The following is a 14160-nucleotide window of genomic DNA, read 5'->3' on the forward strand; positions in this document are numbered from 1 at the left end:
ACCTGTAGGGTCGCGTTTTTTGCGCTGTTTCGAGATCGATCATGCAGGATGCAACCCTTCCCCGCCCAGCCCTGCTGGGCATTGACCTTGGTACCACCAACAGCCTGATCGCCGTCTGGCAGGACGCACAGGCCCGGTTGATTCCCAACGCCCTCGGCGAGGTTCTCACCCCGTCGGTGGTCAGCCTCGATGACGATGACACGATTCTGGTGGGCAAAGCCGCTCGCGCCCGTCTGACCACGCACCCCGACCGCACAGCCGCTGCCTTCAAGCGCTTCATGGGCAGCGACAAGCAGATCGAACTCGGAAACCGCCACTTCAGTCCGGAAGAATTGTCGGCACTGGTGCTCGGCTCGCTCAAACAGGACGCCGAAGCCTTTCTCGGCCACCCGGTCTCTGAAGCGGTGATTTCGGTGCCGGCGTATTTCAGTGACGAGCAACGCAAACGCACGCTGTTCGCCGCCGAACTGGCCGGCCTCTCCGTCACGCGCCTGATCAACGAACCGACCGCTGCCGCCATGGCCTACGGGCTGCACGAACAAAAGTTCGAACGCACACTGATCTTCGATCTGGGGGGCGGTACGTTCGACGTCACGGTGCTGGAATACGCACTGCCGCTGATCGAAGTGCATGCCTCCACCGGCGACAACTTTCTGGGTGGCGAAGACTTCACCGCTGCGCTGCTGCAGGCGTGCCTGAAAAAATGGCAACTGACCCCGTCAATGATTGATGCCCAAGCCATGGCCAGCCTTGGCGATGCGCTGGAACAGCTCAAGTGCAAACTCGGCGAAGGCACCCAGGCATTGAGCTGGCGCCATGCCGACCGGTCATTTGAATGGTCGCTGGACGAAGCCGCCGCCGTAAGGATCTGGGAGCCACTGCTCGCCCGCCTGCGCGCGCCGATCGAACAGGCTCTGCGCGATGCACGCCTGAAACCACGGGATCTCGACAGCCTGGTACTGGTGGGTGGCGCCACGCGGATGCCGGCCGTACAACAAATGGTCGCCACCCTGTTCGGACGTCTGCCCTATCGGCATCTCGACCCGGACACCATCGTTGCACTCGGCGCGGCCACACAAGCCGCGTGCAAGGCGCGCGATGGTGCGGTGGAAGAGTTGATCCTGACCGATGTCTGCCCTTATACACTGGGTATTGCGACCATCCGCGGCGAAGACATCAAAGGTGCTTTTTCGCCGATCATCGAACGCAATACCATCATCCCGACGTCACGGGTGGAGCGCTATCACACCACCCAACCCCGACAGGAACAGATCCGTATTGCGGTCTATCAGGGTGAACGGCCGTGGGTACGCGACAACATCCTGATTGATGCTTTCGATGTTGACTTGACGCCCTGCGATCACATTCAGGAACTGGATGTGCGTTTCAGTTATGACATCAATGGGTTGCTCGAAGTCGACGTCACCTTGCTCGAGACCGGCGATCGGCATAGCCACAGTATCGACCGCAGTCCTACAGGGCTGAATGAGCAGGCACGCCGGGACAGCCATAACCGGCTGTCCACATTGAAGGTCCATCCGCGTGATGCATTGCCCAACCGCACCTTGCTCGCTCGCCTGGAGCGGGCATGGATGCAGAGCCTCGGAGCGCAACGCGAACGCATTGCCGAATGGCTGCACAGCTTCACCACGATCCTCGGTGGCCAGCAACCATCAGAGATTGCGAGCCACCGCTCAGAGCTCAACAAGGCGCTGGACCAACTGCGCCTCTAGCCGTTGAGTCGACGCAATGCGGCCTGCAGGCCGCCGGACAGCATTTCGCTCCCCCCGTTGTCCGGCGGCACGCCATAGCGGTTGGGCAATTTGTCTCCCGGAAAACCGAACAGCACCAACGGCAAAAATGGCAGGACCGGTGACAGCGCCATGAATATCAGCAATGTGGGAATGCCCCGACCCATGTCGTGCAACCGGCGCAGAATGGCGCCGAGCAACAACAGAACACCGAGCAACAGGATCAGAATGCCAGCGGCCGTGGTGCCACTGATCAGACCGGCCACCGGTGCGATCACCACACACCCCAGGACCTGAGCGATAAAAGCCTTGCGCCCCAACCGCGATCCCAGGCGCCAGATCGCACCCGCCGGCGCCGGTTGAATATCACTTTTGGCCAGCAGTAAACGTTCCGACCAGGACAGCAAGGCACACAGTGCCAGCCGCAAGCCGACGCTGTTCTGCACGTCATCCTTGGCCTGCTGCAATTGGCGCAGCACTCGCGTTTTCGGCACACCGGCAGCGCCATAACGAATCAGGCCCTTGAGGGCATCGAGCGCTTCATACGCCAGCAGTTTGTCGACGCCAAAATCCGTCAGCACCTTGCGCGGTGGCCACACCGGCTCGCCCTTGATCAAGCCGTCGCGAAAACCTTCGAACCAGTCATCCTCACAACTGACTGCCGCGATCGATTGCAGCAAGGCACGATGCTGCTCGGCGCTCAGGCTCGGGTCGTGATAGAGCACGCCCCAGAACATCAACAAGCCCAGCAGATCGTCACCGCAGGCATCCCGATCGCTTTCGACGCAGGTGTAAAGCGAGGTATTGGCAGGCAATCTGGCGCTGTCGAGAGCCTGCTGTACGCTGAACAATTGCTGCACCAACAAACCATGAACCGGATCATCGCCTTGCAGCCATCCCAATAAACCGTCGCAATTGCCTTGCTCACGTTGCAAGCGTTGCAACAGTGGCTGCAACCGAGCCAAAGGATGAGCAGGATTGAACGCCAAGCGCTCCAGGCACTGCGCATCAATCAATTGCAACCAGCGTTCGGGCTGCTCCAGCAACGCCAGCAAAAACAAGGTCTGGGCGTACCACTCCCAGGTGGCCTGCCCCAGTCCGACCGGCGGCAACTCGATTGCGCGACAGCTCAACTGGAGCAGCAAATCGAGTCCGGACAAGTCACAGTCGTCTTTGACGGCACTCAGCTTGAACGCTTCGGCCAATCGCTCCAGCGCAGCGTCGTTGTAGGGCCGCAAGCGTTGCAGCCAGACACGACAGACCTTGTGTGGCTCGCCTTTTGTCAGCACCTCGGGCAATGGCCGCGCGCTTGAATCCGCGCTGCAGAAAGCGTCCATTGCCTGCGCAATCGGTGCCCTGCTCAACCAGCGCAGATGTTGACTGGCCTGATATTTGAACCCGCTCAATACCAGGCTTTCGAGCGCATCGACTGGCAGGGGCGCATCCAGAACCTGCTGCAGCAATGCCGAGTCACCTCGATGCAGCGCCCAGGCGTGGCGGTACAGTTGCAGCAATCGGCTGTCGGCATTTTCGCCCAACAGTTGCGCGAGCAATGGGAGTTCATCGCCCGTCATGCGCCAATCGACAAAACTCCGGGCCAGACTCTCAAGCTGCAACCGTCCGACACCCAGCCAACGGTTCAGCGTCTCGGGGCGTTGTGACGGACTGCCATATACCTGGCATTCATCCCCGAGATCCTCTGACCAGTCAGCGCAGTCCTGCAGACGATCGAATGCCTGAATCAGCAGCGGTAGAAAGGTCGGCTGTCGCTTGGCACACAATTCCAGCAGGCGGCTTTCAGCCATCGGATGACGATGTTCGTTCCACAGCCGGATCCAGCAAGGCAATGCCTGATCGTCCCGCCCCAACAAGCTGTTCTGACACGCCAACAGGTACAGCCAGTCCACATCATCCGGTGCTGCAAGTTGCTGTTCGATACAGCTCTGCAAAAATGTCGACACACCGATGCCCGCCTGCGTGAACTGCACCAGCAGACGCTTGATGAACGCGGCATCATCCGGCAACGGCAAGCAAGTGTGCTGACTGGCGAAGTCGGCAAACTCATGGAGTGGGCGCTGGGTGAAAATGAAGTCGAGACTACGGGCGTACCACAGCGATTCAGTCTGCGCAGCCTCTGACCAGGTGCCCATCAGATCCGTGTCGAACGGGTCAGGCGTTTCGATTCGCTGCAGAAAGGCTTCCACCCGATGGGCGTCATCGAACTCCAGATCCAGCAACTGTTGATCCCAGGCCATACGCTTGGCCAACAGGTTCGCGCAACGGTAGGACAACGGACCGGCATCGGCCATCCGGTGGTAGAGCCCCCAGCCGAGTTCATCGAGCACATCCAGCGACAGCTCATCCAGTGCCTCGACAAATGTCTGCCATGCCGCGAAATTGAAGCGTCGCACGGGATCGTCCAGCAGTTCGCAGAAATCCACGAACGCCTGCGGGACCTCGACGACCTTCTGCTCTGAGGCTTCGAACTCAGGCTCGAGTTGTTCCTCCTCGTCTTCACGCGCCAGTCGCAGGGCGTTTTCGTAGGCCATGCGCAGCGCCTGAAAGCCTTCCGGATCGGTCTCCGGGTGATGCGACGGCAAGCGTGCGCGGTAAGCATTGCGAATCAGGCTTTCGTCAGTCGTAGGCTCGATGCCCAATCGGATCCAGCAACTCATGACCAGTCGAACTCCTTGAGCGATGCCGGACGTGGCGGCAGATCAATTTCCATGTGCCAAGGCAAATCGGCGAGAAAGTGCGGAATGTTCTGCGCAAGACCACGGGTGATCCGCAGGTTATGGGCGCTGTTGCCTTGTCGGTCCAACTCGCCAGCCAACTCGTCATCGCTGGTGCTCAGGCAGCACCAAAAGGTCCGCCCCACCACAAAACCATTGAAATAAGCCATCCAGCTGCCGTAGTGAAATTGCGCCCTGATGGCCAAGCGACTGTGCAGCCAGTTGCTCTCGACCAGATCGATCCACTGATTGCGCACCGCGCATCGCAGGAGAAAGCCCATCCGCCCATAATCCCAGGACAAAATCCCCCCGGGACCGCAACTGCCAAACGTGCGGCTGGCGAATTCATGCAGAACACGTTGGCGAGGGCTCAAGTCGTCGAGCAAGGCCTGCCATTCACTCGGCAGACAACGCTGCCACGCCAGATAGGCCGCGCTGAGATGCTTGGCGTGGCCGTCATCGGTCATCCGTTCGAGCATGTCGAACAATTCCCGCCGATCATCGATCCCCCAGCTGTCTTTCAGATCGATGTAGTGGTCGTCGCAGAACGCGGGGTCGTCGTACCCGGCGCCGGTATTGAGCGCAGCCATTGGTGCAGAAAGGGCGCACAGCCAGCGCTGTTGAATATCGTCCATGAAAAAGGCTCCGGGCCGACCGCCAAGGAGTGGGGTCGGCAAAACTGCGGCGAATTGTAGAGAAAGCGCTGTCAGGGGCAAAGCCGAACAGCGCTTTTCTTGCGCCCACAAAAAAGGCCCCGACGTATCGGGGCCTTTCTTCAGCGGCTCAGCGCCTGTTCAGGCATTTTGTTTCTGCAGGTGAATCAGTGTTGCAGAGCCGGCTTCTGCACCCCGTTGATCGGGATACGCTTGGCTTTCGCTTCTTCCGGGATCACCCGCAACAGGTCGATGCTCAGCAGACCGTTGCTCAGATCGGCGGCCTTGATCTCGATGTGATCGGCCAGACGGAAGGACAGCTTGAAAGCACGCTGGGCAATGCCCTGATGCAGGAAGGTCACGCCTTCGTTGGCATCACGCTTGCCGCCACTGATGGTCAGCACACCCTTCTCGACTTGCAGCTCCAGGTCTTCTTCCTGGAAACCGGCTGCCGCCACGACGATACGGTATTGATCGTCACCGTGTTTTTCCACGTTGTAGGGTGGGTAGGTGCTGCCTGGCTCGTTGCGCAGGGCGGTTTCGAACAGGTCATTGAAGCGGTCGAAACCTACCGAGGAACGGAACAGTGGCGCGAGGGAAAATGCAGTACTCATGGTTCAAATCTCCTGAAAGCAATCAGCAAGGTTTTGTGTCTCCGCGACCCGAATTCGGCATCGCGTAACCCTTAGATAGGGACCGCTGAAATGATTTCAAGAGAGTATTTGCAGATTTTTTCAGGCCGCTTCGGCAACCGGCAAGCCCAGCAAACGCGAGACCTGATCCGGTTCTGTCTCGCGGCGCAGCACGGTAAACAGCTCGGTGGCTTCGGGATAATTGCGCGTCAGCATCGCCAGCCATTGCTTCAAACGACCCGGCGATTGCCGCGCAGTCATCTGTGCCTTGGCCTGCAGCCAGAAGTCCTGGATCAGCGGCAACAGCTCGGCCCAGGTCATCTCGACCACTTCTTCACCGGCGCGCGCGGCAGCGATCTGTTTGGCCAGATCGGGGCGTGACACCAGGCCGCGACCGAGCATGATGTCTTCCACGCCGCTGATCTCGCGGCAACGCCGCCAGTCCTCGACGCTCCAGATGTCGCCGTTGGCAAACACCGGCACCTTGACCACGTCCTGCACCCGTGGAATCCATTCCCAGTGCGCCGGCGGCTTGTAGCCATCGACCTTGGTCCGGGCATGAACCACGATGTGTTCGGCGCCGCCCTCGGCCAGCGCAGTGGCGCAGACCAGCGAGCCGTCCGGGCTGTCGAAGCCCAGGCGCATCTTCGCGGTGACCGGGATGTGCGCCGGCACAGCGCGGCGCACGTGCTCGACGATGGAGTTGAGCAGCTCCGGCTCCTTGAGCAGCACGGCCCCGCCCCGGGACTTGTTGACGGTTTTGGCCGGGCAGCCGAAGTTCAGGTCGATCACTTCGGAGCCGAGCTCGCAGGCCAGCGCAGCGTTTTCCGCCAGGCACACCGGATCGGAACCCAACAATTGCACGCGCAGCGGCACGCCGGAACGGGTGCGGGCGCCGTTGAGCAGCTCCGGGCCGAACTTGTGGAAGTAGGCCGGGGTGAGCAACTGATCGTTGATCCGAATGAATTCGGTCACGCACCAGTCGATGCCGCCAACGCGGGTCAGCACGTCGCGCAGGATGTCGTCGACCAACCCCTCCATGGGCGCCAGGGCAATTTGCATGGGGAAAACACTACTCAAGGAAAAAACGTGCGGCAGTTTACTGGATATCGCAAGAAATCGCAGATCCCTGTGGGAGCGGGCTTGCTCGCGAAGGCGGTGGATCAGCTAAATGAATGCTGACTGACACGACGCCTTCGCGAGCAAGCCCGCTCCCACATTTAGATATTCGCTGACTCGAGAGACTGGATGGCAGGGCCATAACCTTCGATGAACTCCGCCGGCATGCGCTTGGGCTTGCCAGTGGACAGCTCGATGCAGACGAAGGTGGTCTGGGCGCGCAACAGGGTGGTGTTGTCGCTGGGCCGAATCAGCTGGAAATGTCGGGTCATTTTCAGGCGCTGATCCCAATCGACGATCCAGGTCGCCAGTTGCAGCTCATCACCTTCGTAGGCGGCCGCCAGATAATCGATTTCGTGACGCACCACGGCCATCGCCCGATCCAGGCGCCGGTACTCGACCAGATCCAGCCCCAGCCGCTGCGAGTGGCGCCAGGCACAACGTTCGAGCCAGGTCACGTACACAGCGTTGTTCGCGTGGCCCAACCCGTCGATGTCCTCGGCGCCTACTTGCAGATCAATGGTGAACGGCGTTGCCCGATCCCAGCCCATGCCCCACTCCCGGTCAGATTATTTCAACCGGGGCAGTGTAACGGATGCTCAGGCCGATTGCCGCGCCTGAAGGCTGCGCCCCGCCAACAGTGATAACACGCCATCAACCACCCGAGGGTCGGCCAGCACGCGCTGGTGGCCGCCACTTTCCAGGCGCAGCAGTCGGCTGTCGAACCAGGACTCGTGGATCAGTTGCGACTCCTTGACCGAGACGAAGCTGTCGTCCTCGGCATGCACGATCAGACCGGGCATATCCAGTTGATAGTGGGCGACATCCAGCGTGGCGGCACGCATGCCGACATCCCGCTCGACCTGCCGGATGAAAGCGGAACGCGCCCTCGGCGGCATGCCGACGTAGCGGGCAAAACCACGCAGCACGCCGAGAATTCGCGCGGGAGCGGCGATGCTGACGAGGGTTTCGGTGCGCAAGCCCAGTTGCACCGCAAGCATGGCGCTGGCGCCGCCCATGGAGTGACCGATGACCGCTTGCAGCGGCGGCAACTCGGCAGCGGCTTCGAGCATCGCCCGAGCAAACAGCACGACATTGGCTTCACGCCCCGGCGACCGACCATGGGCCGGGCCATCGAGCGCGACCACGGTATAGCCGGCCTCGACCAGTGCAGTGATCAGTGCCGCAAACTGGGTGGGCCGGCCTTCCCAACCGTGCATCAACAGCACCGCAGGCCCCTGCCCCCAGCGCAGCGCCGACAGGCCGAAGCGCAAGGTGATTCGCTCGGAGCTCGCCAACAGCGGCAGCTCCCAATCGCGCAGCGGCAGCGAGCGCGGCGTCATGAACGCCAGACGCATTTTGCTCGCCACCAGTTTCGGTGCAAACCAGCCCAAGGTGCCATTAACGCCGCGAACCCACTTCAACGTGCTCATCGCTCTCTCCTCAGGCTGCAGCCTTCAGGTCAACGCACCGCCGACTTGGCAGCACGCAGCAATCGATCGGATAAATCGCCCGGGCCCAGCGCTCTTGCCAGCGCCAGACCACCCACCATCAAGGCCACATCGGCCAACGCTTTATCGGTGTCCTCGGGGCTGGACGCCAACTGCGCAATCATCAGTTCCAGGTGTTCGTTCAGCGCGATGCGGAACGACTCCGGCAAGCGCCCCAGCTCGCCGATGGAAGCCGGAATCGGGCACGCCGCGTCGCTGGAATCACGGTGCTTGCGCGACAGATAGAACGCAGCGACCAAGGCGCGACGCTCTTCGCCGGTGAGCTCGGAGTCCATGTCGGCAATCAGATCGCGTCGACGGCCGAGCAGTTGCTTGAACGCCTCCAGCATCATCGCGTCCTTGCTTTCGAAGTGCGCATAGAAACCACCGACGGTCAGGCCGGCGGCGCCCATCACTTCGCCCACGCTTGGATCTGCCGGGCCACGCTGGATCAGTGCGGCGCTGGCAGCCTTGAGGATGCGTTCGCGGGTTTGAGCTTTTTTATCGTTCATCGTTGCCTCCGAATATTACGACTAGAATATTATTCGCATAATAATATTCTGCAAGTCGAGGATATGACCGCTGGTCTGAAGCACAGTGTAAGGAAAAAGGGGAATTGGCCAAACGCCAGACAAACAAAAGGGCCATTCAATAATTGAATGACCCTTATAAATCCCGCAGAGCGGGTAATCGTGGCGTCCCCTAGGGGACTCGAACCCCTGTTACCGCCGTGAAAGGGCGGTGTCCTAGGCCACTAGACGAAGGGGACGCAAAACCCTTCTACAACTGATCAGTGCTGAGTGCTGATCGCTTCAAGGCCGGTGTGGCCAGACCTCGAAGTGTAAATTGGTGGAGCTAAGCGGGATCGAACCGCTGACCTCCTGCATGCCATGCAGGCGCTCTCCCAGCTGAGCTATAGCCCCGGATTTTTCGCCTCGCGGCGGAGTGACATCTTGCAACATCACTTCTGTAAAACTGGCGTCCCCTAGGGGACTCGAACCCCTGTTACCGCCGTGAAAGGGCGGTGTCCTAGGCCACTAGACGAAGGGGACGCAAACCCTTCTATACAACTGATCAACGCCTGGTGTTGATCGCTTCGAAGCCGGTGTGGCCAGGCTTCGAAGTGTAAATTGGTGGAGCTAGACGGGATCGAACCGTCGACCTCTTGCATGCCATGCAAGCGCTCTCCCAGCTGAGCTATAGCCCCTCATCGTTGATGTCATCGCTGAGGACGGGGCGAATCTTAAGGGCCTATCGAAAGCCTGTCAAACTTATTTTTGAAAAAAATCAAAGTTTTTTGTCGGCATAACAATCACTTACCGCCCTCCCCCCGAAAATCCGGGGGAAAAACGCCGAAGGCCGGAATCAATCGATCCCGGCCCTCGGCGGTTCCTGCAGAGTCAGACGTGCTTAGGCAATCGCGCCCAGCAGCTTTTCCCACTCTTTGTTTTCTTTCTTCGACACGCCGCCCAGCAGGTCAATCGCCTGACGCAGACGGAAACGCGTCAGGTCCGGCCCGAGGATTTCCATCGCATCGAGCACCGACACCGAACTTGCCTGACCGGTGATCGAGGCAAACATCAGCGGCATCGCGTCACGCAGCTTCAGCTCGAGGGACTCGACCACCGCCTGAATCGTTGCGGTGATGCTGTCCTTCTCCCACTGACGCAGGCTTTCGAGCTTCCACAGGATCAACTGCATCAGTTGGCGAACCTGATCGCCCGAAAGCTTCTTCGATTCGAACAGCTTGGCATCCGGGTTCACGCCACCGGCAAAGAAGAACCCGCCCAGCGGTGCAACCTGGCTGAAGGTTTCCACGCGGCCCTGCACCAGCGGCGCAATCTTCATCATGTATTCGGAGTTGAACGCCCACTTCTGCACACGTGCGGCGAACTCTTCCACCGGCAGATCACGCAACCACTGACCGTTGAGCCACGACAGCTTCTCGATGTCGAAGATCGGCCCGCCGAGCGATACGCGCTTGAGGTCGAAGTTGTCGACCATTTCCTGCAGCGAGAACTTCTCGCGCTCGTCCGGCATCGACCAGCCCATGCGGCCCAGATAGTTGAGCATCGCTTCCGGCATGAAGCCCATGCGCTCGTAGAAAGTCACCGAGGTCGGATTCTTGCGCTTGGACAGCTTGCTCTTGTCCGGGTTACGCAGCAGCGGCATGTAGCACAGCTCCGGTTGTTCCCAGCCGAAATACTCGTACAGCAGAATCAGTTTCGGTGCCGACGGCAGCCACTCTTCGCCGCGCAGCACGTGGGTGATGCCCATCAGGTGGTCGTCGACCACGTTGGCGAGGAAGTACGTCGGCAGACCGTCGGTCTTCATCAGCACTTGCATGTCCATGCGATCCCACGGGATCTCGACATCGCCACGCAGCATGTCCGGCACCACGCAGACGCCTTCGCTCGGCACCTTCATGCGGATCACGTGCGGTTCGCCAGCAGCCAGACGCGCGGCGACTTCTTCCTTGGACAGCAGCAGCGCGCGGCCGTCGTAACGCGGGGTTTCGCCACGCGCCATTTGTTCGGCGCGCATCTGGTCGAGTTCTTCTGCGGTGCAGAAGCACGGGAACGCGTGCCCCATGTCGACCAGTTGCTGGCAATACTTCTGATAGATATCGCCACGCTCACTTTGGCGGTACGGACCGTGCGGGCCGCCGACGTCCGGGCCTTCGCTCCAGTCGATCCCCAGCCAGCGCAGGGCGTCGAAGATCTGTTGTTCGGACTCGCGGGTCGAACGCAACTGGTCGGTGTCTTCGATGCGCAGGATGAACTCACCGCCATGCTGCTTGGCAAAGCAGTAGTTGAACAATGCGATGTAAGCGGTACCTACGTGGGGGTCCCCGGTAGGCGATGGCGCGATGCGAGTGCGGACGGTGGTCATGGCATGTCTCGAAAAGAATGAAAAGCAAAACAATCAAGCGGCGAATGGTAACAGGCGATACCCGCCCCGCTCCAGCGGGCAGGGCATTTAAGCCAAGTTTGCGTCTGTAACGCCCATAGAGCGCGGCGAATGGTCGAATATCAGCCGATGGCATTTACCGCTTATCGGCTTCGTGCCAGATTCGCCTCCTGATAACTTTCCTTACAATTCCTCGACTACAGTTTGCCCATGCCTGCCCAACTCAAGCGTCGCCTGTTTATTTTCCTGTTACTGGTTCTGTTGATCGCCGGGGGCTTCTTCGCCCATTGGTTTTTCAAGGGACGCTTTTATGAAAGCACCGACAACGCTTATGTCCAGGGCGAAATCACCCGCGTGTCGAGCCAATTGGGCGCGCGCATCGACGAAGTGCTGGTGCAGGACAATCAACACGTGGAAAAAGGCCAACTGCTGGTGCGCCTTGAACCCAATGATTTCCGCCTGGCTGTGGATCGCGCCAATGCGGCGCTCGCCACCCGCGAAGCCGAACGCCTGCAAGCCCAGAGCAAGCTGACCCAGCAATCGAGCCTGATCGCCGCCAGCGACGCACAAGTGGCGACCACCCAAGCCACCCTCGGCCGTTCGCAGATCGACTTGTCGCGCGCCGAAACCCTGCGCAAACCCGGTTATGTCTCTGAAGAGCGGGTCACCACCCTTTCCGCCGACACCCACATCGCCCGCTCGCAGGTTGCCAAGGCGCAGGCCGATGCACAGAGCCAGCGCCAGCAGGTCAATGCCCTCACCGCCGAAATCAAACGCCTCGACGCGCAGATCGCCAACGCCCGCGCCGACCTCGCCCAAGCCGAACTCAACCTGACCCGCAGCGAAATCCACGCGCCGATCAGCGGCCTGGTTGGCCAGCGCGCCGCGCGCAATGGTCAGGTGGTGCAGGCCGGTGCTTACTTGTTGTCGATCGTCCCGGACGAAGACATCTGGGTGCAGGCGAACTTCAAGGAAACCCAGATCGGCCACATGCTCCCCGGACAAAAAGCCGAGCTGACCTTCGATGCCTACAGCGACACCCCGATCGCAGCGCGGGTCGACAGCCTGTTTGCCGCCTCGGGTGCGCAGTTCAGCCTGCTGCCGCCGGACAACGCCACCGGCAACTTCACCAAAGTCGTGCAACGGATTCCGGTGAAACTGACGTTCAAGGCTGACAATCCGCTGCACGGCAAAATCCGCCCGGGCATGTCGGTCACCGCCACCGTGAACATCAAAGACGCCCCAGACAATGGCCGGTGATTCGCTGATCCGCCCGGTCGGCGAACCGACCCGGCGCGATTGGATTGCGGTGATGAGCGTGATGCTCGGCGCGTTCATGGCGGTGCTCGACATCCAGATCACCAACTCCTCCCTGAAAGATATTCAGGGCGCGCTGTCGGCGACGCTGGAAGAAGGCTCGTGGATTTCCACCTCGTACCTGGTCGCGGAAATCATCATGATCCCGCTGACCGCGTGGCTGGTGCAGTTGCTCTCGGCGCGGCGGCTGGCAGTGTGGGTGTCGCTGGGGTTTCTGGCTTCGTCCTTGCTGTGCTCGATGGCCTGGAGCCTCGAAAGCATGATCGTGTTTCGCGCCATGCAGGGCTTCACCGGCGGCGCGCTGATCCCGCTGGCGTTCACCCTGACCCTGATCAAACTCCCCGAACACCACCGCGCCAAAGGCATGGCGATGTTCGCCATGACCGCCACCTTCGCCCCGTCCATCGGCCCTACCCTCGGCGGCTGGCTCACGGAAAACTGGGGCTGGGAATACATCTTCTACATCAACATCCCGCCGGGGCTGATCATGATCGCCGGACTGATGTACGGCCTGGAAAAGAAAGAAGCGCACTGGGAACTGCTGAAGAGCACCGACTACACCGGCATCCTCACCCTCGGCATCGGCCTCGGGTGCCTGCAGGTGTTTCTTGAAGAAGGTCATCGCAAGGACTGGCTCGAATCGAACCTGATCGTGACCCTGGGCAGCATTGCCCTCATCAGCCTGATCACCTTTGTGATCGTGCAGGTTTCCAAGCCCAATCCGCTGATCAACCTCGGCATCCTGCGCAATCGCAATTTCGGCCTGTCGAGCATTTCCAGCCTGGGCATGGGTGTCGGGTTGTATGGGTCGATTTACCTGCTGCCGCTGTATCTGGCGCAGATCCAGAACTACAACGCCCTGCAGATCGGCGAAGTGATCATGTGGATGGGCGTGCCGCAGCTGTTCCTGATTCCGCTGGTGCCGAAGCTGATGCAGTTCGTCTCGCCAAAATGGCTGTGCACGCTGGGCTTCGGCTTGTTCGGGCTGGCGAGTTTTTCGTCGGGGGTGCTTAACCCGGATTTCGCCGGGCCGCAGTTCAATCAGATCCAGATCATCCGCGCACTGGGCCAACCGCTGATCATGGTGACCATTTCACTGATCGCCACGGCGTACATCCTGCCGCAGGACGCGGGGTCGGCGTCGAGCCTGTTCAATATTCTGCGTAACCTCGGCGGCGCGATCGGCATCGCCCTGCTCGCCACGCTGCTGGATGCACGCACCAAGACTTACTTCGATTACTTGCGTGAGGCGGTGGTGCCGACCAATCCGCAGGTGGCCGAGCGCCTGGCGTCGATGTCCGACCGGTTTGGCAGCGATACGGCGGCGCTGGGCAAGTTGAGCGAGATCGTTCATCAGCAGGCACTGATCATGGCCTACAACGATGCGTTTCACTTTGTCGGGATTGCGCTGGGGATCAGCATGTTGGCGATTTTGCTGACCAAAAAACTGCCGCAAGGATTGAAGGCTGGTGAATCCCACTAACTGCAACTGATCGTTCCCATGCTCCGCGTGGGAATGACTCCGGTGACGCTCTGCGTCACAGCGGACGCGGAGC

Annotated in this window: 11 protein-coding genes and 4 tRNA genes; 3 read left to right on the top strand and 12 right to left on the bottom strand. The window is 60.4% G+C overall.

Annotated features, from left to right (window positions below):
• Positions 1 to 41 precede the first annotated feature (41 nt).
• Positions 42 to 1733, top strand: coding sequence for a molecular chaperone HscC (locus tag QMK55_RS03395; protein WP_102358936.1), 1692 nt, complete (start codon positions 42 to 44; stop codon positions 1731 to 1733).
• Here QMK55_RS03395 and QMK55_RS03400 read toward each other — a convergent pair.
• The 12 genes from QMK55_RS03400 to gltX all read right to left on the bottom strand — a co-directional run bounded on the left by QMK55_RS03400 (position 1730) and on the right by gltX (position 11269).
• Positions 1730 to 4426, bottom strand: coding sequence for a DUF805 domain-containing protein (locus QMK55_RS03400; protein ID WP_320328667.1), 2697 nt, complete (start codon positions 4424 to 4426; stop codon positions 1730 to 1732). The genes QMK55_RS03395 and QMK55_RS03400 overlap by 4 nt on opposite strands.
• Positions 4423 to 5118, bottom strand: a complete 696-nt coding sequence (locus tag QMK55_RS03405) for a DUF1266 domain-containing protein (protein ID WP_320328668.1) — start codon at positions 5116 to 5118, stop codon at positions 4423 to 4425. Before QMK55_RS03405 ends, QMK55_RS03400 begins: the two co-directional genes overlap by 4 nt.
• Positions 5119 to 5303: 185 nt before the next feature.
• Positions 5304 to 5750, bottom strand: a complete 447-nt coding sequence (locus QMK55_RS03410) for an Hsp20 family protein (protein ID WP_320328669.1) — start codon at positions 5748 to 5750, stop codon at positions 5304 to 5306.
• A gap of 120 nt (positions 5751 to 5870) precedes the next feature.
• Positions 5871 to 6830: a tRNA dihydrouridine synthase gene (locus QMK55_RS03415; protein WP_102358939.1), complete on the bottom strand. Its 960-nt coding sequence runs from the start codon at positions 6828 to 6830 to the stop codon at positions 5871 to 5873.
• A gap of 158 nt (positions 6831 to 6988) precedes the next feature.
• The gene (locus QMK55_RS03420) at positions 6989 to 7438 is read right to left on the bottom strand and encodes an acyl-CoA thioesterase (RefSeq protein WP_025111177.1); all 450 of its coding nucleotides are present in this window, start codon (positions 7436 to 7438) and stop codon (positions 6989 to 6991) included.
• A 48-nt stretch (positions 7439 to 7486) separates the two neighbouring features.
• Positions 7487 to 8320 (bottom strand): alpha/beta fold hydrolase, encoded by an 834-nt coding sequence (locus tag QMK55_RS03425; protein WP_102358940.1) that lies wholly within the window; start codon positions 8318 to 8320, stop codon positions 7487 to 7489.
• Positions 8321 to 8349: 29 nt separating this feature from the next.
• On the bottom strand, positions 8350 to 8889 hold the full coding sequence (locus QMK55_RS03430) for a TetR/AcrR family transcriptional regulator (RefSeq protein WP_045122549.1): 540 nt from the start codon (positions 8887 to 8889) through the stop codon (positions 8350 to 8352).
• Between the two features lie 181 nt (positions 8890 to 9070).
• Positions 9071 to 9146 (bottom strand) — tRNA-Glu (locus QMK55_RS03435).
• 78 nt (positions 9147 to 9224) lie between these two features.
• Positions 9225 to 9300 (bottom strand) — tRNA-Ala (locus QMK55_RS03440).
• A gap of 53 nt (positions 9301 to 9353) precedes the next feature.
• A tRNA-Glu gene (locus QMK55_RS03445) sits at positions 9354 to 9429 on the bottom strand.
• Positions 9430 to 9508: 79 nt separating this feature from the next.
• Positions 9509 to 9584: transfer RNA gene (locus tag QMK55_RS03450), tRNA-Ala, on the bottom strand.
• Between the two features lie 203 nt (positions 9585 to 9787).
• Complete coding sequence (gene gltX, locus QMK55_RS03455; protein ID WP_102358658.1) at positions 9788 to 11269, bottom strand: glutamate--tRNA ligase; 1482 nt, start codon at positions 11267 to 11269, stop codon at positions 9788 to 9790.
• 228 nt (positions 11270 to 11497) lie between these two features.
• Here gltX and QMK55_RS03460 point away from each other — a divergent pair, with 228 nt between their 5' ends.
• Both QMK55_RS03460 and QMK55_RS03465 read left to right on the top strand, forming a co-directional pair.
• Positions 11498 to 12547 carry an HlyD family secretion protein gene (locus tag QMK55_RS03460; protein WP_102358657.1) on the top strand — a complete coding sequence of 350 codons (1050 nt, stop codon included), beginning with the start codon at positions 11498 to 11500 and terminating at the stop codon, positions 12545 to 12547.
• 49 nt (positions 12548 to 12596) lie between these two features.
• A complete protein-coding gene (locus QMK55_RS03465; protein WP_178082169.1) occupies positions 12597 to 14087 on the top strand; it encodes an MDR family MFS transporter in 1491 nt (496 codons plus the stop codon).
• Positions 14088 to 14160: the final 73 nt, after the last annotated feature.

The sequence above is a fragment of the Pseudomonas sp. P8_229 genome, from assembly GCF_034008635.1.
GTDB lineage: Bacteria > Pseudomonadota > Gammaproteobacteria > Pseudomonadales > Pseudomonadaceae > Aquipseudomonas.